Source organism: Parasphingorhabdus sp., from assembly GCF_965233695.1.
Classification (GTDB): Bacteria; Pseudomonadota; Alphaproteobacteria; order Sphingomonadales; family Sphingomonadaceae; genus Parasphingorhabdus.
On the sequence record NZ_OZ247497.1, the window covers coordinates 3,631,694 to 3,652,301 of the forward strand.

Consider the following 20,608-nt stretch of genomic DNA (forward strand, 5'->3'; position numbering starts at 1 on the left):
CTATCCTTGCTCGGCTACTGGCAGAAACAAAATGAACTGAGTTTTTCGAGCACCGCGAGGACGTTCATATCGAACGCGTCCATTCATATCGCTCATTAATTTTCTGACCAGTGCGAGCCCAAGCCCCTGCCCATCCCTTTTCGTCGACACGAACGGCGAGAAGATATCCTGCTCGAGTTCTGATGGAACGCCAGGCCCATTGTCGGTGATAATAATTTCAACCGGCAATCGTACCATATGGTTCGAACCATGAACCGACAGTGATGCTCCGAAACTATATCGCGTAATTACCTTAATGTTCCGATTTTCAAGTCCCTTTGTCGCATCCACGGCATTCGATAGTAAATTGGTCAAAACCTGCATCATTGCATCAGGGTCAACCAGTACATTGGGTAAGGAAGGATCGAACCGATCTTTTATCTCAATATCTCCGTTATAGGCGGTTTCAATTGACTGCCTCGCCCGATCGATAAGAGAGTGGACATTAATCGGTTCAACTTTGGCGGGTTGTTTGGTTGAGAGACTTTGCATTCGATCAAGCAGTTTGGCAATTCGCTCTACTTCACCCTTTATTATATGTGTTAGCGACCTTTGATCCTCTGAAAGAGAACGATCGAGCAATTGCGCCGCGCCTTTAATGGCGGCAAGCGGATTTTTGATTTCATGCCCCAATATGTCAGGTGCACGTACGGAAAACTGGTCCTGCTTGCTGGATAGTTGTTCAACAACGGGGGCATCAGTTGGCAACGGCGCGATAGACAGGATGCGCCATCTTTGATCTGCCGGAAGCGTGTGAATGTCAAAATTGACAAATCCAGCATCGCGGGCTTTCAACATGACCGGAACGCGGCGGGCGGCAACATTAGCATCCTTGTCAACCAGTGCATTGACCAATCGTTTATCTTGAAACTTGATTTGATCTGCAACATGGGTTCCAATCAAGTGTCTGGAACTTTGACCGAGAAAACTTTCGGCGACTGGATTAACTTTCGCTATCTTGTGATGTTCGTCAATTATCAGAAGTGCGTCCGGCAAACCTGCAAAAATCTGTTCTGCCGACGGTAAATCGGTCATCAGGCCGCCGCTTTGTCAAGCCAGGGCGCGTAGAAGTCCCGCAACATCCCGAGTACTTTTGATGCGTCCATTTCTTTGTTGGCCAGGTTTCGAAACTCTGCCGATCCAGGAAGGCCTTTCGTGTACCAGCCAATATGTTTGCGAGCGACCTTAACGCCAATATCTTCGCCATAAAGATCAAGCATGGCGCGGTAATGTTCTTCCAACACGGCATATTGAGACTGCAGATCAGGATCAGGCAAAACAGTGCCATGTTCAAACCAATGCATTACCTGTCCAAGCAACCAGGGCTTGCCATAGGCACCTCGCCCGATCATCAAGCCGTCAGCACCACTTTCGGCAAGAGCCTGTTCACAGTCAGCTAACGTACAAATGTCTCCATTGACAATCACGGGAACAGACACCGCGTCTTTGACCTGTCTGACAAAGGTCCAATCCGCACTGCCTTTGTACATCTGACATCGTGTCCGGCCATGCACAGTGATCATCTTGGCACCAAGATCTTCTGCAATATGAGCCAATTCCGGCGCGTTCAGGCTGTTATGATCCCAACCCATTCGCATCTTTACCGTGACCGGAACGTTTACCGCCTTCACCGTTGCCTTTATCAGTGCAGCGGCGAGTGGTAAATCGCGCATCAATGCAGAGCCTGCGTCACCATTCACAACCTTTTTAACCGGGCATCCCATATTAATATCAATAATTTGAGCACCGCGATCTTCGTTGAGTTTAGCCGCTTCCGCCATAGCTTCAGGCGAACAGCCGGCGAGCTGCATCGATACTGGTTCCTCAGTGGGATCCCAGGCGCACTTTTGTAGTGATTGGCGCGTTTCACGGATCATCGCCTGACTGGCAATCATCTCTGTTACGTTCAGACCTGATCCGAAACGCCGCACCAACTTACGAAATGGAAGATCGGTCACGCCAGTCATCGGCGCCAGCAGCACCGGGCTCTTTATCGTAATCTTATCAATTGAAATCGGTTTTAGTGTCATGAAATCTGCCTAATATTTAAGCAGCCTTTATCGTCAAAGCTGCTAGCAGGCAAGCGGGGACTGAGCTAGATCATGCGCGATGACTGATTCTAATCCTCAAATTGTCAGAAACGATGTAATAATCGTCGCCGCTGGCCAGGGCGAGCGATCTGGCCTTAGGCTTCCCAAGCAATATGCTCTTTTGAAAGGGCGCCCTATGGTGCGTTATAGCGCCAAAACATTTCTCGAGCATCCGAAAATCTCAAAACTTTGGGTAGTGATCCAGCCAGGTCATGAACTTCTGCTAAAAAATGCGTTGGATGGATTGAAAGACTATGAAGTTGTTATGGGGGGTGCAACACGCCAAGAGAGTGTTAGAAAAGGTTTATCAGCTGTCGCGACATCAGGTGATGTAACAAATATTCTTATTCATGACGCGGCCAGACCCTTTTTGTCGTTCCAAATGATTGACAGGCTGCTTGCTTCGTTGACGCGCGTGGAAGGAGCAATTCCAGTGCTTCCTACAACAGATACAATGATATCTGTGACCGATGGTTATGCCGAACAGACGTTAGATCGTGATGCACTTTGGCGAGTGCAGACTCCGCAAGCGTTCAACTTCAAAAAACTGACTCAGGCTCACAAGCAATGGAATGCTGACAATCGAGCGACCGACGATGGGCAGATTTTTAAGGCAGCGGGTAACAGAATAGCGATCGTCGAAGGCGATGAAGCACTAAAAAAATATACGACAGCAAACGACTTTAAAGACACTTCAGAAAGATATGAGATGGTGACACGTAGCGGAATAGGGTTCGATGTTCATCAACTGGTTGCTGGTGAGGAGCTCTGGCTTGGCGGGCTGAGAATCGACCATGACAGAGGCCTTGCAGGGCATAGCGATGCAGATGTACTGTTGCATGCGCTGACTGACGCTTTGCTGGGCGCGGCTGGTGCAGGAGATATCGGCGATCATTTCCCTCCATCTGATCCGCAGTGGCGCAACGCCTCATCAGATAAATTTGTAAAATTTGCGGTATCAGTCATTAACGAGAAAGGTGGGCACATCAATAATGTTGATATGACGGTCATTTGCGAAGCGCCCAAAATCAAGCCCTATCGTGAGGCAATGCGGAAGAATATCGCCGAAATGCTTGACCTTTCGATTGATCGGGTAAGTGTGAAGGCAACGACAACCGAGAGACTAGGATTTACCGGCCGCGGAGAAGGCATTGCAGCGCAAGCCGTTGCCACAACAGTAATGGAGTAATTGTTATGTTTCGGAAACTTTCAGGCGCAGCAGCAATAATTGCGTTAATCAATTCTACATCAATCCAGGCCGCAGAAACCGGGCAGTGTATATCTGCCGAAGCGGCAGAATCTTTGATAACCTATGTCATTCCGGGCGCGCTCGGTGCGGTTAGGAGCAGCTGCGCTGACAGCCTGCCGGCAACAGCCGCTTTGTTACAGTCAAACTCTGATCAGATGCAAAGATATGAAGAAGCATCGCGCAATGCCTGGCCGCAAGCCAGCCTCGCAATGCGTTCAATGTTTGGCGAAGACTTGCCTGAAGACATTGGCATTGACGTAGTTAGACCATTTGTTGATGCGATGATCCCGGCACTGATAGCGCAAGAAGTCAAACCGGCCGATTGTCCTAATATCAACAAGGTTTATACACTGCTCGAACCCATGCCGACTGCCAACTTGGCCAGCCTGACCGTCATGCTGGCTCAACTCGGCAAGGATAGCGATGTAGAGGGTGAAAGTCGCAGAAAAGATCCTTTCAATATTTGCAAAGACGCAGCTGAATAGGCTAGCGGGACACCATGCAAAACTTATTGCCGCAAGAGCTCGTCACATTGGCGGAACAAGTTGTTATCGCCAACAGGCAAGCCAATCGCCGGATTGCCGTCGCTGAGAGCTGCACAGGCGGACTTGTCGCCGCCGCATTGACCGAAATCGCCGGAAGCAGCGATGTCTTTGAATGCGGTTTCAATACTTATTCAAATGCCGCCAAGCAGAGCATGCTAGACGTTAGCGAAGACCTGTTGGAAACGTTTGGCGCTGTTTCGATTGCTGTTGCCTGGGGTATGGCCCAAGGTGCCTTGGAAAAATCGAACTGCGATGTTGCAGTTGCGATCACCGGGGTTGCTGGACCTGGCGGTGGAACGGAGAAAAAGCCGGTCGGAACCGTTGTTTTTGCTAAAGCTGAAAAAGGTAAAAGCATCGATGATGTTGTCGCTGATCGACATAATTTCGGGGCAGACAAAAGCCGGGCAGATATAAGGCTTCAAGCAGTGCTCGTGGCGCTCGAACTGCTATTGCCGGATACATCCGAATAATTGCTGCCATAAATATCTCTAGCGCGATCAACAAAAGCGCTGGTCATTTTGTGCAGGGCTTTAGCGAACATCTGTCCAGCTAGTTTTTCGAACATCCGATTTTTAAAAGTGAATTCTACGTAAAAATCGACGTAGCTCCCGCCTCCGGCACGTTCACGAAATACCCATTCATTGTGAAGCTGCTTTAGCGGTCCATCCAGATAATCAACCTGGATGGTCCGATTGACCGGATTTTTAACGACGCGCGACGCAAATTGTTCGCGCATGCCTTTGAAGCCGACAATCATGTCCGCAACCATTTCCGTTTCGCTATTTGATCTTATGCGGGTTCCGACAACCCACGGCAGGAATTCCTCATAGCGTCCTACATCAGCTACAAGTGCATACATTTGGGCGTCGCTGTGGGGAAGCTCTCGGGTCTCCCTATGCGCTGGCATTCTTGCCTTCTCGAGCCAGCTTTTCTTCGCGCGCTTGCCGCATTTTGGCAAAATCATCGCCTGCATGATAAGACGATCTCGTCAGGGGACTGGACGCAACCAACAAAAAGCCCTTGGCCCTGGCAATTGATGCGTAAGCATCAAAGGCTTGCGGTTTAATAAACTCATCCACTTTCACATGCTTGGGCGTGGGTTGCAGATATTGTCCCATCGTCAGGAAGTCGATATCCGCAGATCGCATGTCATCCATAACCTGATGCACCTCAAGCCGCTGCTCGCTCAATCCCAGCATGATCCCCGATTTGGTAAAAATCGATGGGTCGAGGCGCTTCACCTGCTCGAGAAGACGCAGTGACGCATAATAGCGCGCGCCCGGTCTGATATTTGGATAAAGCCGCGGCACCGTTTCCAGGTTATGGTTATAAACATCGGGACGTGCCTGCACGATCGCTTCGACCGCAGCGTCCGCTTTGTTACGGAAATCGGGAGTTAAAATCTCGATCGTCGTATTTGGCGTTGTCCGTCGCAGCGCCTCAATGACCTTCACGAACTGGCTTGCTCCACCATCGGGAAGATCATCACGATCCACGGATGTAATAACAATATGTTCCAAACCAAGCTTTGCAGCGGCATCTGCTGTATGCTGAGGCTCCAACGGATCGACCTTTAGCGGCATACCCGTTTTAACATTGCAAAACGCGCAGGCCCGCGTGCAGACGTCGCCAAGAATCATCACGGTTGCATGTTTCTTGGTCCAGCATTCACCGATATTCGGACAGGCAGCTTCTTCGCAAACCGTGTTAAGTTTGTGCTCACGCATCAACTTGCGTGTTTCTTCAAAGCCTTTGCCCATCGGCGCTTTTACGCGAATCCAATCGGGCTTGCGCTGGCGAACAGGTTTCCCAGCAGGTGTTGGTATTTTGGTAATTTCGTTCATGACTGACAGATAGCGATCACTAGCCCGCTTGCCAACCACGTTCAGGCTGCTAATCGGTTATCAATTGATTTTGATAGGGAGCCTCCATGATCATCGATACACTGACCTCCCCTGTCATTCTGTTCTTCATTCTTGGCTTCTTCGCCGCGTGCATCCGATCCGATCTGAACATCCCCGAAGCCTTCGCCAAAGCCATGTCCATATACTTGATGGCTGCCATTGGTTTAAAAGGCGGCGTGGAGGTAGCCGCAACCGGTTTTTCTTTGGATCTTGCAGCAGCCGCTGTTTCGGGAGTGCTCTTGGGCTTCACCCTGCCCGTTCTGGCTTTTGTTCTGCTTCGGTCTTTTGCAAAGCTCAGCGCCATCGATGCTGGCGCGGTTGCCGCACATTACGGTTCAGTGAGTGTTGTAACCTTTGTAACAGCCATCGAACTGCTCACCCTCCAGGGTATAAGGCCGGATGGGTTCATGGTTGGCGTTATGGCGTTGATGGAGATCCCGGCGATTATTACCGGATTACTTCTCGCGCGTGCCTATTCCAAAAGACTGAAAGAAACTGAAAGTGTACGCCATGAGGGCGAAAGCAGCCTGATGCACGAAGTGCTGACCAATGGGTCTGTGATACTGCTGCTGGGCGCTTTTGTTATAGGTTTCATTGCTGGAGCGGAAGGATTTGCTCCGATTAAACCACTCTTCGATGCAGGCTTTAAAGGTGTCCTGTGCTTATTCCTGTTAGATATGGGCCTGATCGCTGCTCGCCGATTGCTAGAAACACGAAAAATTACTGTTCCACTGGCTGCGTTGGGAATTATTTTACCGATCATCAACGGCACAATCGGTGTGATTGTCGGGACCTTGATTGGCCTTGATCCCGGGTCTGCAGCAATATTGGGCGTGCTGTGCGCCAGTGCTTCTTATATTGCGGTGCCTGCTGCGATGCGCCTTGCTTTGCCACAGGCTGATCCGGGAATATATCTGGCCATGTCGCTGGGTATCACCTTTCCATTCAACATCTTGTTCGGTATTTCTCTGTTTGCCGCATTTGCAAAATTTCTGGGGTAAAATATGGTCGACACTGTTCAACGCAAACGCATCGAAATATTGGTGGATACACCGCTGGTTCCCAAGATTATCGGCTTTGCCAAGCAGGTTGATATTTCGGGATGGAGTGTCATTAAAATCGCTTCTGGCGGTGGGCGCGATGGGCGCTGGCAGCATGATGAGATTACCGGCGCTGCTGCCAAATCGATAATCCTTATGATTGCCAATAAAGAGAAGGCACAGCAGTTGACTGATGCGCTGGCACCTTTACTGGACAGTCATAGTTTGTTGTTGACCATCGCTAATGTGGAGGTCGTTCGGGGGGATCGCTTTTAATGCCAGAATTTCACGCGTTACTAGAAGGATATAAACGTTTTCGGGAAGATTCTTATCCCAAACAACGGGCACGTTATGACGCGTTGGCAAAAGAAGGTCAGGCACCGCCGATCATGGTCATTTCCTGCTGTGACAGCCGGGTTGATCCTGCGACGATTTTTGACACCAGCCCGGGACAGATGTTTGCACTACGGAATGTTGCAAATCTCGTTCCCCCTTATGATGATAGCGGCGGACTGCATGGATCATCGGCAGCCATAGAATTCGGCGTGACCGGCTTGAATGTGAAACATATTGTCGTGCTCGGACATGGCCAGTGCGGTGGAATCAGTGCGGCCTTGAAAGGTGGCGAACTTGGCCTTCCCGGTTACACCTTCATCGACGAATGGATGTCGATTATCACAGAAGCCCGTGATCAAGTAATAACCGATGCGCCAACCGATCCGCAAAGAGCACTGGAACTGGAGGCAATCAAACTCAGTATCGAGAACTTGCGCAGTTTTCCCTTTATTGCAGAGCGCGAAAAACGGGGAGAGATAAAGCTTCACGGCGCCTGGTATGCCATTGGCGAAGCCACCTTATATACGCTTGATGAAGCCGATGGCAGATTTACTGTCGTCGAATGAACGAACAATCCGAACAATCTTTTCTAAACGACCTGAGGCTCTCTCTTGCCGAAGCATGGATGTTGCTTTGTCGCGGATCGAAGGACCGTAAATCACCACTGCACATGCCATGCATAGGCACAATTAGTCCAGCCGGCCTGCCCCGTCAGCGAATCATGATCTTGCGAGAAGTTTGCAAAGAGAATCGCTTCTTGCGATTTCACACGGACAACCGGACAGACAAGATCAGCGATATTGCCGATGGCGCACCGATTTCGGTCCTTGGCTATCATCCCGGTGCGAAAATACAGTTACGGCTGTCAGGAACGGCCCGCATAGAAACGGACAGTCCAGCGGCGGACAAAGCCTGGCAGGAGACATCGCTCTATGGCAAGCGATGCTACCTTGCCAATCCTGGCCCCGGAACGCCGTCACCCGGTCCGATATCCGGCCTTAGTGCCGATTTGGAAGGTCGCAAACCTGGTGCAGAGGAAGTTCTGCCAGGACGGTCAAATTTTGCGATATTGTTGGCAGAAATAGATAAGATCGAATGGCTGTACCTTGCCCATTCCGGTCACCGGCGTGCGCGCTTCTCCTGGGATGAAGAATCAGGTAATTGGAACGGAGAGTGGCTGGTCCCTTAGATGATAGCCAAGGATTGAAATCTGAGTGAATTTACATGGTTTCTAACCAGAATCGTCAACAAAATATGGATATAACAAGTATCTGAGAGCAAGTGATAGAATCCAAGCGATGTGGGCAAAGCCGATATTTCCGCTTGAACACTCCCTGCCCCAGGTACATCATCACGTGATGAGCAAATTACATAATGACAATATCGCCCTGCTGATCGATTCCGACAATGCCAGTCATGCCGGGATTGATCCCGTTTTGACAGCATTGGCTGAGCTCGGAACGGTGAATATCCGTCGCGCCTATGGCAACTGGCGCAAACAATCGCTCAAGGGCTGGGTCGATATCCTGCACAAATACGGCATCGACCCCCAACAGCAATTTGACATGACCAAGGGCAAAAATGCAACGGACATGAAAATGACGATCGATGCGATGGATCTTCTGTTCCGAGGCAAAATTGGCGGTTTTGGTATTATGAGCAGCGACAGCGACTTCATGCCGCTGGCCATGCGCATTCGTCAGGAAGGCATTCCCGTCTACGGCTTTGGCAGCGCCAAGACGCCGGAAGCCTTCAAACAGGCCTGCAGTCGTTTCATCGATGTCGATGCGCTGATCAAGGCCAATAAAAGAGAACGCGGCGGCGATAGTGACGCCAAGACGGCTGCGAAAGCCGATGATGGTGAGGAGGAGCCCAGTGCACGGGGCAAGGTCGATGACCAATTGCTCAAGCTGCTCATCGACGCTTACCAGGCGAGCAAGCGGGATGCCGAAGGCTATGCAAGCCTGTCGGAAGTCGGGAAGATTGCCGGCAACCGTTCCAGCTTCGATGTGCGCAATTACGGCTTTTCAAGGCTATCGGACATGTTCGAAGAAGTTCCGAACTTTCAGACAAAACGTGATGATAAGAGTCAGTTATTTGTGAAACGGTTGCGCTAGCGCCATGCAAACCGGAACATTGATATCGCTCGCCCTGTATTTTGCCGCCATGCTTGCCATCGGATTTTATGCGTGGCGCAAATCAACCGATAGCAGCGAAGGCTATCTGCTCGGCGGGCGCAAGCTCAGCCCTGCAGTGGCGGCCCTTTCCGCCGGGGCCTCCGACATGTCGGGCTGGCTGCTGCTCGGCCTGCCCGGCGCGCTTTATGCGGCGGGACTGGTTGAGGTCTGGATCGGAATTGGGCTGTTTGTCGGCGCGCTGATCAACTGGATCATTGTCGCGCCCCGCCTGCGCGAACAGACGGAACAACTCGGCAACGCCCTCACCATCCCCGAATTTCTCGCCAACCGCTTTCCTGACAAGGCACTGGCTTTGCGCGTCACGTCAGCCATCATCATCGTATTGTTTTTCGCGGTCTATACCGCCGCCGGGCTAGTCGGCGGAGGCAAACTGTTCGAGACCAGTTTCGCCGGGCTGTTCGGCCAAACGGCGATGAGCGACTATATGATTGGTATCTGGATTACCGCGGGTGTAGTGCTCGCCTATACTATGGTGGGCGGGTTTCTTGCGGTCAGCCTGACCGATTTTGTCCAGGGCTGCATCATGGTTGTCGCATTGGTGCTGATGCCACTAGTCGTTTTGAGTGGTGATGGCGGGGTCGGGGCTGTCACATCGCAACTCAATGCGATTGATCCAAGCTATTTAAGCCTGACCGCTGGATTGTCCTTTGTAGGCTTTCTTTCCGCAGTAACCTGGGGGTTAGGCTATTTCGGACAACCGCATATAATCGTGCGGTTCATGGCGATCCGTTCGGTCGCGGAAGTCCCCAAAGCGAGGAATATCGGTATGAGCTGGATGGGTGTGGCTTTGCTCGGAGCGATCGGTGTCGGAATCACAGGCCGCGCTCATGTCGAGATGAACGGATTGGTGCTGGAAGACCCCGAAACCATCTTCATCCTGCTGGCCAACACCCTGTTCCATCCGCTCATCACCGGCTTCCTCCTCGCCGCTCTGCTGGCCGCCATCATGAGCACGATCAGTTCACAGCTGCTGGTATCGTCCAGTTCGTTGACCGAGGATTTCTATCGGTTATTCCTGCGCAAACAAGCCAGCGAGCGGGAGACGGTTAATGTCGGGCGATTATTCGTCGCTTTGGTGGCTTTGCTGGCTATCTATATAGCGCGTGATCCAGATAGTCAGGTTCTGGGACTAGTGAGCAACGCTTGGGCCGGCTTTGGTGCTGCGTTTGGGCCGTTAATCTTGCTGTCGTTGACATGGAAGCAGATGACCGGAGCGGGCGCTGTTGCGGGATTAGTGACCGGTGCGGTCGTGGTGATTATTTGGATCGCGCTGGGCTGGAATACCGCATTTATGGGCGGGCCGGGCGTTTACGAGATTATCCCGGGATTTGCGATGGCCATGGCGGCTATTATTGCTGTTAGTAAGCTCTCAAATCGTCAGACAGTTAGCGCACAAGAAGCCTGAGCTTTCCTAGATAGCTATTTCCACTTAACCAGTTTTAGTCCGGTCAGCATTCCGTTGGCTTCTCTGGCGTCCCGAATTTCGGTAAAATCAGGTTTGCCTTGAAGGGCACCCATATTGATCTTCATATCCAGCAGAGCAATTTCCCCTTCTGCCAACGTCACTTCATGCGAAACGGCTGCCGATTTGCTGCCGCTCGACATTTGCGCAGTGACTTCATGGGTGCCGGGCTCAACTTCCGCCATCAGGAAATATTTGCTGCGGATCTGGCTGTCAAACTGATCGCCAATGGTGATGTTCATGCCCTGTTGGCCAGCCACAAACCCCTTGCGCATGATGTATATACGCGCCTTCCCGGTCGCCGGGACCATTTTCATGGCTTGATATCCCCGATGCCGATAATTTGATTAGGTGCTATAGCAAAACTACCGCGTCAATTTCTTGTATGCAACACGGGTCGGACGATCCGCTGCATCGCCCAGACGGCGGCGCTTGTCTTCCTCATAGCTTTCGAAATTGCCTTCAAACCACTCCACATGGCTGTCGCCTTCGAATGCCAAAATATGGGTGGCGAGCCGATCAAGGAAGAAACGGTCATGCGAAATTACCACGGCGCAGCCAGCGAAGCTTTCCAGCGCATCTTCCAATGCGCGCAATGTTTCGACATCAAGATCGTTGGTTGGCTCATCGAGTAGCAGCACGTTGCCGCCCTCTTTCAACATTTTGGCGAGATGCACGCGATTGCGTTCACCGCCTGATAGCTGGCCGACTTTCTTCTGCTGATCGGTGCCTTTGAAGTTGAACGCACCGACATAGGCGCGGGTCTGAACTTCATTTTTCCCGAAGGTGAAAAAGTCATGGCCACCAGAAATTTCTTCCCAGATATTTTTCGACGGGTCGAGCGTATCCCGGCTTTGATCGACATAGCCCAGTTTCACCGTGTCACCGAGTTCGAGTGACCCGCTATCGGGCGTTTCTTGCCCGGTAATGATCCGGAAAAGCGTTGTTTTACCGGCACCATTGGCCCCGATAATACCGACAATACCACCGGGCGGCAGCGAGAATTCGAGATTTTCGAACAATAGCTTGTCGCCATAGGCTTTGGTCAGACCCTTGGCCTCAATCACCTTGGAGCCGAGGCGTTCGGGTGTTTGGATCAATATCTGCGCCTTGCCAACCTGACGGTTTTCCTGTGCCGCGACCAGATCATCGAATGAGCGGATACGAGCTTTGGATTTGGTTTGCCGCGCTTTGGGAGACTGCCGCATCCATTGCAGCTCGCTCTCAATAGCTTTCTGCCGGCTCTTATCTTCCCGCTCTTCCTGCGCCATCCGCTTGGCCTTGGCATCGAGCCAGTTAGAATAATTGCCTTCAAACGGGATCCCGCGGCCGCGATCAATTTCCAGCACCCAATTCACCACATTGTCGAGGAAGTAGCGGTCATGGGTTACGAGAATGACATTGCCGGCATAATCGATCAGATGCTTCTCCAGCCAAGCGACGCTTTCCGCATCCAGGTGGTTGGTTGGCTCATCGAGCATGAGAATTTCAGGCTTGTCGAGCAACAGGCGGCACAGCGCCACACGGCGTTTCTCACCACCGGACAGATCGATCACCGGGCTGTCACCAGGCGGGCAGCGCAAGGCTTCCATCGCGATTTCCAACTGATTGTCCAATGTCCAGCCATCTACCGCATCAATTTTTTCCTGCAGCGTGCCCATTTCTTCCATCAGCGCGTCAAAATCAGCATCTTCCGGCGGATCGCCCATGATGTTAGAGATTTCGTTGAAACGCTCGACCAGATCCGCGACAGGACGGACGCCGTCCATGACATTTTCCTTGACCGTCTTGGTCTCGTCCAGATCGGGTTCCTGAGCGAGATAGCCCACGCGAATATTCTCGCCGGCCCAGGCTTCACCTTGAAATTCGTCATCCTGACCAGCCATGATTTTCATGAGCGTGGATTTACCCGCACCGTTTTTACCGATGATGGCAATTTTGGTGCCCGGCAGGAACTGCAGGTGAATATTATCGAGAACCGGTTTTGGCGCTCCGGGGAAGGTCTTGGTGAGACCTTTCATGACATAGCTATATTGGACGGCCATCTGGCGGTATCCTTTGACTTCAATGTGGTTAGATTTGCGCACCGCCTAGCGAAATGAACGCCAACTCGCAAGAGAGCATTGGCAAACAGCAAAAGGCAAGTTAGGCAGTTGTCCATGATAAAAAGCTCCACCCTGCTCGCAGGCGCGTCCGCGCTTCTTTTCTCCACAGCTGCTTTTGCGAATTCGCATGATCCTGCGGCTATTCAAACGAAAGCGCTGCAAGATAGCCTCGCCTACGAGATAACCGAAGGCTTGACCACGGAAGTCGGCCCGCGTCAGGCCGGAACCGAAGCGGAAGCCCGGGCCCGCGACTGGTCGGTAGCAAAGCTCAAGTCTTTGGGGTTTCAGAACGTCCGCAACGAACCTTTCATGATGCCCACATGGGTGCGTGGCGCGGAAACTGCAGAAGTAACAGGTCCCTACCCTCAAAAAATGCATGTGACGGCCCTGGGCAATAGCGCGAGCACCGGCGCAGCCGGAATTGAAGCCGAAGTCGCCTATTTCGACTCGCTCGCTGCCATGCAGGCAGTCCCCGACGGCAGTCTGGCTGGTAAAATCGCGTTCGTGACCCATGACATGCATCGCACGCAAGATGGCTCCAGCTATGGCGCTTATGGACCCGTGCGCTGGATCGGCCCCAGCGTCGCGTCCAAAAAGGGCGCGGTCGCCTATGTGATTAAATCCATTGGTACGGATCATCACCGCAACCCGCACACGGGCAATATGAACTTTGCTGAAGGCGTAAAGCCCATACCAGCAGGCGCGCTCTCGCTGCCGGATGCTGACAATCTGGAGCGGATGATCAAACTCGGCAAACCTGTCACGCTGAAGCTGGTGATGACGCCGCAGAATATCGGCCAGCAAGAATCCGGCAATGTCATCGCGGAAGTAACCGGGCGCGACCCGTCTAAAGGCATGATTCTGGTCGCCTGTCATCTGGACAGCTGGGATTTGGCAACCGGTGCGTTTGATGACGCAGCCGGTTGCGGCATTGTGACCGCTGCGGCCAAGCATATCATGGATCATGGCCAACCATTGCGGACGATCCGCATCCTGTGGGCCGGCGCAGAAGAAGTCGGCCTTTGGGGCGGAAAAGCCTATGCCAAGGCTCATACCGGCAGCAACCATGCCATTGCCATGGAATCGGATTTCGGTGCGGACAGTGTCTGGCGTGTCGAGTTTAATTTGCCGGATGGCGCCGAAAACATCGAGAAGCAGATTGCTCAAGCGCTTTTGCCATTGGGCGTGAGTGCGAGTGGACCGCCAGCCACTGGCGGCGCTGATGTACGGGATATCATTGCCAGCAATAATCTGGCGGTCATCGATCTTCAGCAGGATGGTACCCGCTATTTCGATCTCCATCACACACCCGATGACACACTCGACAAAATTGATCCGAAGCAGATGCGCCAGAATGTCGCGGCATGGAGCACCGTCTTGTCCATCATTGCCAACAGTGATGTCGATTTCACCATGCCGGCCAAAGAGTAATCGATGCGCGTCACAATCCTTCTGGTTCCTGCGCTAATTCTGCTGGGCGCATGCTCAGATAGTCCAACAGATGATCAAGGCGAGGACGAGAAAGCGGCTATCGAAAAACAAATCGAGGGTGATGCCAAATCGCTGGAAGCGGCAGCCGAGGAAGCCGTGCAAGAATTACAAACGGACATCGAGAGCGAATTGGAAGACGATGGAATTGTGACATCAAACCAAAACGAGTCTCAAGATGGGCAATAAACAAAGACTGCGGGCTTACTTGCCATTCCCAGTTGTTGGTTAATTTATCGAACGGTTGATTAACCATATTTCGCTATCTCAACTTAGCTCAGGTCGGATATCCAGATAGTATCGGCCAAATACCGGCGCCGGTTGCTGACATTCTGTAGCAACAAACGGGGAGCGAATTATGATCTACGGCGATTCCTTGCACATCGATGCACAGGTCAAGCAAAGCAATTCTGCCGCGATTCCATGCGTGGTAACGACCATTTCCGATACGATTATAAAAATCGAATGCGGAGCACAGCTTAATCCAGACATCGGGCTGACTCTCAAAATTCCAAGCATGAATATATTGACTGCCAACCTACTTTGGAAAAAAAATGACGAATATGGCTGTCAAATCGATTACACTTTCCACCCGGCGGTCATCAAAAGCATGATGGAGCGCCTTGATCGCAAGCGCTTGGTGGCACAGGCCTGCTAAAACACGGAATATTGCCTAACGATCTTTGCGTCGTCTTTCCTTCCGTTCTCTCCGGAAAATAAGAACGCCCAGAATACATATCACGACCATAATCGCTATCATCGAATAGCCAATTATGAGATTCGTCGACATATTAAGCCTCCACAACAGTCTCAGCATCAAACTCTAACAGTGCTGCTGCAACTATACATCCAAAATGAACTGATCTGGGAGTATTTTTTGTTTTGAGAGAGCGTTATCGCGCCAACAGCATCGCTATGCTTGCGCTGGGGTTTTCCGGTCGCCAATTTCCCGAATTGATCAAAATCCGGAAAATTGGTCGGGGAGACAGGATTCGAACCTGCGACCCCCTGGTCCCAAACCAGGTGCGCTACCAGCCTGCGCCACTCCCCGACGCGCGCCTCCCCTAAGCTGTGATTTAGGGAAAAGCAAAGAGTTTTTTATACAACCACCGCATTACGAAATACAAGGATAGCTTCCTTGTTCGCCAGCACGAAGGTTGGTGGGCCCGGAGGGACTCGAACCCCCGACCTAGCCGTTATGAGCGGCCAGCTCTAACCAACTGAGCTACAGGCCCCAGAACAACCGTATTTCATTAAAACACCGCTCTTCAAGGATCGCTGCGATAGCGGAACCACTGATGATTTGGCAAGCGGCTAAAACAAATAATTCATCTGGCATCACTCCATGAATGGGTCAGCGCTCGATTCGCCGCCTATTTGCGGTTCGCAACAAGTTCGCGAACCACCTCATCCAGAGCAATCGGGCTTACTCCTCGCTCCAGCAAATGTTCAATAATGGCGCGCCACCAATCATAGAAACGGTCCAAATCGGCGATTGTTTTTACATAAGGTGTATGACCGGGCGACAAGGACGGTGAATGGAATGAAAATACCAGCAATCTCAACTGATCGTCGAGTGCAATATCAATAGCTTCTTTGGCCTCTCGCGCCGATACTCCTTCTGGTGTTAGGGGAATGCGTTCCAGCATCTTGGATTTTGACAATAGTGCCTGAATCAGAGTTGATCGATTAAAATGGCGTGACAATTGATTTGCCTGCTTGCGCAATGGGCCAGAGAATACCGTTGTCAGCGGTAATTCCAAGAGACGGCGCTCATCATCGAGCCAGAATGGTTCAGCACCAATATTGGCGAAATCAGGTCCAGATTGGCCGCTATAGTCAAATCGAGAGCGCACGCTGCTATCAATCGCAAATCCATGCTTCAACAGTATCTCGATGCTGTTAGGTCCAACGCCGTAACGCCCGGCGCGATAAATAATCGGCCGCATTCCGACTTTGGATGTGATAGCTTCGCACAAGTTTATTATCTTTTTTTCTTCCAGTTCTTTTGGAAGATTCCCCGCAAAACTATTGTAATTATTTAACTCTTCGTCGAAGGGAGGGTTAATCCACGGATGCATATGAACACCGACGGCAGCGGTGTCTTTTTCGACCACCTCTTTTAGAAAGGTCGAAGCTTCCTGATCTTTGATAATGGAATAATCGGCAAAATAAATGGGCTTGACCCCATAATTCTCAACGAACATTTGAAAGCGCTTGAGTTTTCCAACCGAAACATTTGTATGGCCGCTGCGCTCGAAAGGCCCGTCCCAATCAAATTCTTCTTCGGTATCAACGGTAATCAGAAATCGGCTACCAAGCTTTTCCGGCCAAGGTGATTGGCGATTGGGATCAACGCTGTCATTGGCTAGTTTCACTTTAGAGAACACTGTAGCCCCGCCTTGTTAAACCAGGTCCCCTGCCTGCTATTCCAATTCCGTTTCACGCAATTCAATCTCGCTAGTCGCAGCGGCAGGCAGGGTCAAGCCTATCCTATCGTCGGAAAAGGTTAGAGCACCATTCGCCGTTTTGGCCAGATTGCGCACCAGACGAAGCGAAAAACCCAGCCCTAGAAGCGGTGCATCACTGCTATCTCCTTCAATCCCTTGGGATGGGTCTAACAATTGCTCTTCAGAAATGCCTCTAATTCTCATCGGTCGTGAGAGGCTGAAACAGTTGACCGGTTGTCCACCTATTTCCGTTCGCAGATCAGCTTCTAGTTCTTCGCCATTTTCGCATGCAATAATCGCTGCCGACAAAAGTCTGGCAAAGATACGCTCCACCGATTCACTATCTAAGGCGAAAGGTCTTACAGGCTCTGATTTGCTGATGTGCAGGTCGACAGATTTGCTGTCGGTCAAGCTGTGCAACCGCTGGGCAAGACGCTCCAACAACCAGTTCGGCTCCGTTAATCCCGACGCACTTTCCATTTGCCCGGCATCAATTTTCGCAGCGATATCAATATCTTCAAAGCCAGTTAGCAATCGCCTCGCCTCATCAGTGATGCTGCGTGATAAAGTCCGATACTCAAAAGATGCAGGCCCAAAAAGCTGCTGCTCTATTATTTCACTGAATCCGATAATGGCGTTAAGCGGTGTTCGCAATTCGTGAATAAGTTGTTGAAGCTGTTCACGGCGCTCCACATCCAAATCACTGTTGCCGACATCTTCTGCAGCATTGGGGCGTCTCATTACGCCGCGATACCCCTTAAAACGGCCGGTCTCTTCGCCAAAATACGGGATGGCTGAAATACGCCAGTCTCCGGCAACAACAGGTGCCCCGCACAGGCGCATTCTCGCGTTCTCCAACGGCATTCTCTGCCGGAAAGCAGCTGCTCCGTAGGCATCCGGGCCAGGTCCATCATCAAAAGTCGGTTCCGAAATTGTAACACCTACTATGGCGCCTTTCGGAGGACCTTCTGCCCAGACGATCGTACCGCTGTCATCGGTTTCAAAATTTATGGCATCAATGGCTTCTACAAAATAGCTCCGATGCTTCAACTCCTCATGCGGGAGTTCGCTGGCTTGTTTGCGCTGATAATCAGCAATTTTTGCTACAAGCGAACTGATCTGGGAAGATTCTTCCATTTCAGACACAGTTGCTTTTTCTGTTGGCTCAGCACTCTCTGATGCCGGCACTAAAACCAGATTATCGCTGCCCGCCATCGCCGTCTTCTTGTCTTTAACGAAGAATTTGCCGATCAGCGGATGAATATCTGTTCGTGTTTTCAGAATTTCCTGACCCCGCGCCGGTAGTTGCGGGATAACATCCGCCCACTCTTCTTGCGTCAAATCCGCCGCGAGAATGGCAGCATTGCAAACCGGATCCGTATCAGAACATAAATAGACCAACAACGGTGCGGATCGCAGTCGTCCATCAAGCGCGTTAACGGCGGAAACCCGGTCCGCTTCACTAACCCGTTCATGCAAATCGCGCAGCCTTGTAAGTCCGGCTTGAACATCATCATTCACCAACCGTCCCTGCTTCTGTGCCATTAAATCAGACACCTGTCGCCATTGCAGCGCTGCAGCCGTTCCTTCTGGAAAAGCACCCTTTAGAACGGTTTTAAGGCGATCATCATAACGCAAATTAGGGTTCCGGTTTGTTTGTTTTTGTTATTTCGTTAGCAAGTCGATAACGGCAATATTTCTAATCCGTAACCCCTGAAAATATCACGTCACAATGTGGGACAAGTGAGCAGCCATTGCGTGATGTGCTAATTATATTATATCAATGAAATGATTCGCGAACGGAAGTTGCAAAGCTATGGCTGATATAAATCTAGACGAAATTGATCTACAAATTCTGGAACGGCTTCAGAGCGAGGGGCGGATCACAAATGTCGAACTTGCGCAAAGCGTTGGATTAACCGCACCTCCCTGCTTGCGTCGTATGCGCGCGCTGGAAGATAGCGGGATTATTACAGCCTATCATGCAGCAATTGATCCGGCAAAAATGGGCTTCACAATTACAGTTTTTGCGATGGTCAGCCTGAAGAGTCAGGCCGAGTCAGACTTGCAGGCGTTTGAAGAGCATGTACAACAACTGCCTGAGGTTCGTGAATGCTATATGCTCAATGGTGAAATAGACTTCATGCTGAAGGTGGTTGCCAAGGATTTGCAGGAGTTTCAAAGCTTTCTTACCAGCAAGCTAACATCGGCCCCCAATGTTGCCAGCGTCAAAACCTCACTGACCATCCGGTCGGCAAAAAACCTGCCTGGCGTTCCCATCACAGAATGATTTCAAGGTACGTAAGACACAAAAAAGGGCGCCGAAAGCGCCCTTTTTCTATTATTTCATGAGATTGCTAGCTAGCAGCTGGCGCTGGTGCTGCGCTTCCGGCAGCCTGCTGATCAATCCACAATGACCAGAAGTCGGCAATGCTTTTGCGACCACCTGTCACGCTAGCAAAAGCCTGCTTCGCTGCAGTCCAATCGCTTTTTCCGACATTCGCAATACCAAGACCCATTTGTGCCCGCGCCGTATCCACGCCGCCTTTTGTAATAGCGGCCTGATATAGCGCTGCAGCTTTCTCATATTCCGCATATCCAAGCAGGGCATCTGCAGTTGCCAGAGCAATTTTGCCATTGGCTGAGCTCTTTGCGTCTCGCTCTGAAGCCGGCAGACTGGCTTTGTCAGCTGAGACGGATCCACGTGCTGCGGCCAGGGTTTCTTTCACATAAGCACTGGAGGACGGTACATCGCCCTTTGCTAGCCCCTCTTCCAGCAAAGACACAACTTCACCAGGCAATCTGCGCGGGTCGGCAGCATCAGCATATTCAAAATAATCCCGTTCGCTCTCCATAGCATCGGCTTTGCGCATCAGACGCATCAATTCCAAATTCTCTTGATTCGATAATTTGGGGTTGGCCGAATCCCGATATACCGACAAAGCGGCACGCCAGTTTTCGCCGGTGGGATAGGCTTCAACCAACTTGTATGTCCACTTTCCGGCTGCTCCGTTGACGTTATTTTTCATCGCCATGCCTGCACCGCGACGGTACCAGTCTTCTGGCGCTTTGTTACCTGCAGTTTTCTGCTCTTCCAACGCGCGATCAAGAGCGGCCAGGCCTTCCTGAATCTTGTTTTCCTTGAAATAGGCTTCGGCAATCAGTGCGCCGATATTGTTCTGGCGATAGCCGGCATCGTATGACTGCTGCAGCTTTTGCTGTGCTTCGGCAAAACGGCCGGCGGAATAGGCAAAATTTCCCGCAAAAAACAGAAAAGAAGGCTGTTGCTCTGCCGATGTCTTCCCGCTCTGTAATGAAGCATTAATGCCCTGCTCCTGAAGACCGGTATCTTTCAGACTGCTACCCAGTTGGATAGCCAATTGTCCGGCGATAAACAGGTCATCGCCAGCCAGTGGTTCGGCAAGCAAGGCTTCAACCAACGGCTTAGCAGTGGCCGGGGTTTCACTTGCCATAGCTTGCTGAATCGCTGCCACCTTGGGACGAATTTCTTTGCTAATTTCGAGCTTGGGAGCCTTGTCCTTTTTCTTTTTCTGAGCATGCGCTTCTTGCGGCACAGCTGATATGGCTAATGTTCCAGCAGCAGCCAGAGCGACGGCCATAGAAAAATGAGATAGAAAACGCATAAAATTCCTCCGAATAAAAACTTTGTGTTACCGAACCCGTATCGGATTTTCGATTATG

Annotated in this window: 22 protein-coding genes and 2 tRNA genes; 13 read left to right on the forward strand and 11 right to left on the reverse strand. The window is 51.2% G+C overall.

Annotated elements, in window-relative coordinates:
- Together ACO6S1_RS17405 and dusB are read right to left on the reverse strand one after the other, a co-directional pair.
- Positions 1-1,074 (reverse strand): two-component system sensor histidine kinase NtrB, encoded by a 1,074-nt coding sequence (locus ACO6S1_RS17405; protein WP_422343818.1) that lies wholly within the window; start codon positions 1,072-1,074, stop codon positions 1-3.
- On the reverse strand, positions 1,074-2,069 hold the full coding sequence (gene dusB, locus ACO6S1_RS17410) for a tRNA dihydrouridine synthase DusB (RefSeq protein ID WP_422343819.1): 996 nt from the start codon (positions 2,067-2,069) through the stop codon (positions 1,074-1,076). Before dusB ends, ACO6S1_RS17405 begins: the two co-directional genes overlap by 1 nt.
- A 79-nt stretch (positions 2,070-2,148) precedes the next feature.
- Here dusB and ACO6S1_RS17415 point away from each other — a divergent pair, with 79 nt between their 5' ends.
- Genes ACO6S1_RS17415 through ACO6S1_RS17425 form a run of 3 tightly spaced genes read left to right on the forward strand, consistent with a single transcriptional unit; the run spans position 2,149 to position 4,393 of the window.
- Complete coding sequence (locus ACO6S1_RS17415; RefSeq protein ID WP_422343820.1) at positions 2,149-3,318, forward strand: bifunctional 2-C-methyl-D-erythritol 4-phosphate cytidylyltransferase/2-C-methyl-D-erythritol 2,4-cyclodiphosphate synthase; 1,170 nt, start codon at positions 2,149-2,151, stop codon at positions 3,316-3,318.
- 5 nt (positions 3,319-3,323) lie between these two features.
- Positions 3,324-3,863: a hypothetical protein gene (locus tag ACO6S1_RS17420; protein ID WP_422343821.1), complete on the forward strand. Its 540-nt coding sequence runs from the start codon at positions 3,324-3,326 to the stop codon at positions 3,861-3,863.
- 14 nt (positions 3,864-3,877) lie between these two features.
- Positions 3,878-4,393 carry a CinA family protein gene (locus ACO6S1_RS17425; protein WP_422343822.1) on the forward strand — a complete coding sequence of 172 codons (516 nt, stop codon included), beginning with the start codon at positions 3,878-3,880 and terminating at the stop codon, positions 4,391-4,393.
- Here ACO6S1_RS17425 and ACO6S1_RS17430 read toward each other — a convergent pair.
- Together ACO6S1_RS17430 and lipA are read right to left on the reverse strand one after the other, a co-directional pair.
- On the reverse strand, positions 4,342-4,830 hold the full coding sequence (locus ACO6S1_RS17430) for a type II toxin-antitoxin system RatA family toxin (protein WP_422343823.1): 489 nt from the start codon (positions 4,828-4,830) through the stop codon (positions 4,342-4,344). The genes ACO6S1_RS17425 and ACO6S1_RS17430 overlap by 52 nt on opposite strands.
- The gene (lipA, locus tag ACO6S1_RS17435) at positions 4,817-5,767 is read right to left on the reverse strand and encodes a lipoyl synthase (protein ID WP_422346227.1); all 951 of its coding nucleotides are present in this window, start codon (positions 5,765-5,767) and stop codon (positions 4,817-4,819) included. Before lipA ends, ACO6S1_RS17430 begins: the two co-directional genes overlap by 14 nt.
- An 86-nt stretch (positions 5,768-5,853) precedes the next feature.
- Here lipA and ACO6S1_RS17440 point away from each other — a divergent pair, with 86 nt between their 5' ends.
- From ACO6S1_RS17440 to putP, 6 genes are all read left to right on the forward strand, one after another.
- Positions 5,854-6,828 (forward strand): sodium-dependent bicarbonate transport family permease, encoded by a 975-nt coding sequence (locus tag ACO6S1_RS17440; RefSeq protein WP_422343824.1) that lies wholly within the window; start codon positions 5,854-5,856, stop codon positions 6,826-6,828.
- 3 nt (positions 6,829-6,831) lie between these two features.
- Complete coding sequence (locus ACO6S1_RS17445; protein ID WP_422343825.1) at positions 6,832-7,143, forward strand: P-II family nitrogen regulator; 312 nt, start codon at positions 6,832-6,834, stop codon at positions 7,141-7,143.
- Positions 7,143-7,769, forward strand: coding sequence for a carbonic anhydrase (locus tag ACO6S1_RS17450; RefSeq protein ID WP_422343826.1), 627 nt, complete (start codon positions 7,143-7,145; stop codon positions 7,767-7,769). The genes ACO6S1_RS17445 and ACO6S1_RS17450 overlap by 1 nt, the downstream gene beginning before the upstream one ends.
- A 59-nt stretch (positions 7,770-7,828) precedes the next feature.
- Positions 7,829-8,392, forward strand: a complete 564-nt coding sequence (locus tag ACO6S1_RS17455; protein ID WP_422346228.1) for a pyridoxamine 5'-phosphate oxidase family protein — start codon at positions 7,829-7,831, stop codon at positions 8,390-8,392.
- Between the two features lie 169 nt (positions 8,393-8,561).
- Positions 8,562-9,320, forward strand: a complete 759-nt coding sequence (locus tag ACO6S1_RS17460) for an NYN domain-containing protein (RefSeq protein ID WP_422343827.1) — start codon at positions 8,562-8,564, stop codon at positions 9,318-9,320.
- A 4-nt stretch (positions 9,321-9,324) separates the two neighbouring features.
- Positions 9,325-10,806 carry a sodium/proline symporter PutP gene (putP, locus tag ACO6S1_RS17465; protein ID WP_422343828.1) on the forward strand — a complete coding sequence of 494 codons (1,482 nt, stop codon included), beginning with the start codon at positions 9,325-9,327 and terminating at the stop codon, positions 10,804-10,806.
- A 14-nt stretch (positions 10,807-10,820) separates the two neighbouring features.
- Here putP and ACO6S1_RS17470 read toward each other — a convergent pair whose 3' ends face one another.
- Positions 10,821-11,180, reverse strand: a complete 360-nt coding sequence (locus ACO6S1_RS17470) for a hypothetical protein (protein WP_422343829.1) — start codon at positions 11,178-11,180, stop codon at positions 10,821-10,823.
- A 48-nt stretch (positions 11,181-11,228) separates the two neighbouring features.
- On the reverse strand, positions 11,229-12,908 hold the full coding sequence (ettA, locus tag ACO6S1_RS17475; RefSeq protein WP_422343830.1) for an energy-dependent translational throttle protein EttA: 1,680 nt from the start codon (positions 12,906-12,908) through the stop codon (positions 11,229-11,231).
- Positions 12,909-13,016: 108 nt separating this feature from the next.
- On the opposite strand from ettA, the gene ACO6S1_RS17480 reads away from it, so the two are divergent.
- From ACO6S1_RS17480 to ACO6S1_RS17490, 3 genes are all read left to right on the forward strand, one after another.
- Positions 13,017-14,399, forward strand: a complete 1,383-nt coding sequence (locus ACO6S1_RS17480; protein ID WP_422343831.1) for a M28 family peptidase — start codon at positions 13,017-13,019, stop codon at positions 14,397-14,399.
- A gap of 3 nt (positions 14,400-14,402) precedes the next feature.
- A complete protein-coding gene (locus ACO6S1_RS17485) occupies positions 14,403-14,645 on the forward strand; it encodes a hypothetical protein (RefSeq protein WP_422343832.1) in 243 nt (80 codons plus the stop codon).
- Between the two features lie 169 nt (positions 14,646-14,814).
- The gene (locus ACO6S1_RS17490; protein ID WP_422343833.1) at positions 14,815-15,114 is read left to right on the forward strand and encodes a hypothetical protein; all 300 of its coding nucleotides are present in this window, start codon (positions 14,815-14,817) and stop codon (positions 15,112-15,114) included.
- Between the two features lie 316 nt (positions 15,115-15,430).
- On the opposite strand, the gene ACO6S1_RS17495 is transcribed toward ACO6S1_RS17490, so the two are convergent.
- From ACO6S1_RS17495 to ACO6S1_RS17510, 4 genes are all read right to left on the reverse strand, one after another.
- Positions 15,431-15,507, reverse strand: a tRNA-Pro gene (locus ACO6S1_RS17495).
- A gap of 107 nt (positions 15,508-15,614) precedes the next feature.
- Positions 15,615-15,691: transfer RNA gene (locus ACO6S1_RS17500), tRNA-Ile, on the reverse strand.
- Between the two features lie 138 nt (positions 15,692-15,829).
- Positions 15,830-16,663 (reverse strand): polysaccharide deacetylase family protein, encoded by an 834-nt coding sequence (locus tag ACO6S1_RS17505; protein ID WP_422343834.1) that lies wholly within the window; start codon positions 16,661-16,663, stop codon positions 15,830-15,832.
- Positions 16,664-16,882: 219 nt separating this feature from the next.
- Entirely contained in the window at positions 16,883-18,544 is a 1,662-nt protein-coding gene (locus ACO6S1_RS17510) for a sensor histidine kinase (protein WP_422343835.1), read from the reverse strand.
- Positions 18,545-18,722: 178 nt separating this feature from the next.
- On the opposite strand from ACO6S1_RS17510, the gene ACO6S1_RS17515 reads away from it, so the two are divergent.
- Positions 18,723-19,196 carry an Lrp/AsnC family transcriptional regulator gene (locus ACO6S1_RS17515; protein ID WP_422343836.1) on the forward strand — a complete coding sequence of 158 codons (474 nt, stop codon included), beginning with the start codon at positions 18,723-18,725 and terminating at the stop codon, positions 19,194-19,196.
- A 67-nt stretch (positions 19,197-19,263) separates the two neighbouring features.
- Here the strand turns inward: ACO6S1_RS17515 and ACO6S1_RS17520 are convergent, their stop codons facing one another.
- A complete protein-coding gene (locus ACO6S1_RS17520; RefSeq protein ID WP_422343837.1) occupies positions 19,264-20,550 on the reverse strand; it encodes a hypothetical protein in 1,287 nt (428 codons plus the stop codon).
- Positions 20,551-20,608: the final 58 nt, after the last annotated feature.

Coding starts and splice junctions, on each gene's coding strand:
- ACO6S1_RS17405 (WP_422343818.1), bottom strand. CDS start 1,074: ATGACCGATTTACCGTCGGCAGAACAGATTTTTGCAGGTTTGCCGGAC.
- dusB (WP_422343819.1), bottom strand. CDS start 2,069: ATGACACTAAAACCGATTTCAATTGATAAGATTACGATAAAGAGCCCG.
- ACO6S1_RS17415 (WP_422343820.1), top strand. CDS start 2,149: ATGACTGATTCTAATCCTCAAATTGTCAGAAACGATGTAATAATCGTC.
- ACO6S1_RS17420 (WP_422343821.1), top strand. CDS start 3,324: ATGTTTCGGAAACTTTCAGGCGCAGCAGCAATAATTGCGTTAATCAAT.
- ACO6S1_RS17425 (WP_422343822.1), top strand. CDS start 3,878: ATGCAAAACTTATTGCCGCAAGAGCTCGTCACATTGGCGGAACAAGTT.
- ACO6S1_RS17430 (WP_422343823.1), bottom strand. CDS start 4,830: ATGCCAGCGCATAGGGAGACCCGAGAGCTTCCCCACAGCGACGCCCAA.
- lipA (WP_422346227.1), bottom strand. CDS start 5,767: ATGAACGAAATTACCAAAATACCAACACCTGCTGGGAAACCTGTTCGC.
- ACO6S1_RS17440 (WP_422343824.1), top strand. CDS start 5,854: ATGATCATCGATACACTGACCTCCCCTGTCATTCTGTTCTTCATTCTT.
- ACO6S1_RS17445 (WP_422343825.1), top strand. CDS start 6,832: ATGGTCGACACTGTTCAACGCAAACGCATCGAAATATTGGTGGATACA.
- ACO6S1_RS17450 (WP_422343826.1), top strand. CDS start 7,143: ATGCCAGAATTTCACGCGTTACTAGAAGGATATAAACGTTTTCGGGAA.
- ACO6S1_RS17455 (WP_422346228.1), top strand. CDS start 7,829: ATGTTGCTTTGTCGCGGATCGAAGGACCGTAAATCACCACTGCACATG.
- ACO6S1_RS17460 (WP_422343827.1), top strand. CDS start 8,562: ATGAGCAAATTACATAATGACAATATCGCCCTGCTGATCGATTCCGAC.
- putP (WP_422343828.1), top strand. CDS start 9,325: ATGCAAACCGGAACATTGATATCGCTCGCCCTGTATTTTGCCGCCATG.
- ACO6S1_RS17470 (WP_422343829.1), bottom strand. CDS start 11,180: ATGAAAATGGTCCCGGCGACCGGGAAGGCGCGTATATACATCATGCGC.
- ettA (WP_422343830.1), bottom strand. CDS start 12,908: ATGGCCGTCCAATATAGCTATGTCATGAAAGGTCTCACCAAGACCTTC.
- ACO6S1_RS17485 (WP_422343832.1), top strand. CDS start 14,403: ATGCGCGTCACAATCCTTCTGGTTCCTGCGCTAATTCTGCTGGGCGCA.
- ACO6S1_RS17490 (WP_422343833.1), top strand. CDS start 14,815: ATGATCTACGGCGATTCCTTGCACATCGATGCACAGGTCAAGCAAAGC.
- ACO6S1_RS17505 (WP_422343834.1), bottom strand. CDS start 16,663: ATGTTCGTTGAGAATTATGGGGTCAAGCCCATTTATTTTGCCGATTAT.
- ACO6S1_RS17515 (WP_422343836.1), top strand. CDS start 18,723: ATGGCTGATATAAATCTAGACGAAATTGATCTACAAATTCTGGAACGG.
- ACO6S1_RS17520 (WP_422343837.1), bottom strand. CDS start 20,550: ATGCGTTTTCTATCTCATTTTTCTATGGCCGTCGCTCTGGCTGCTGCT.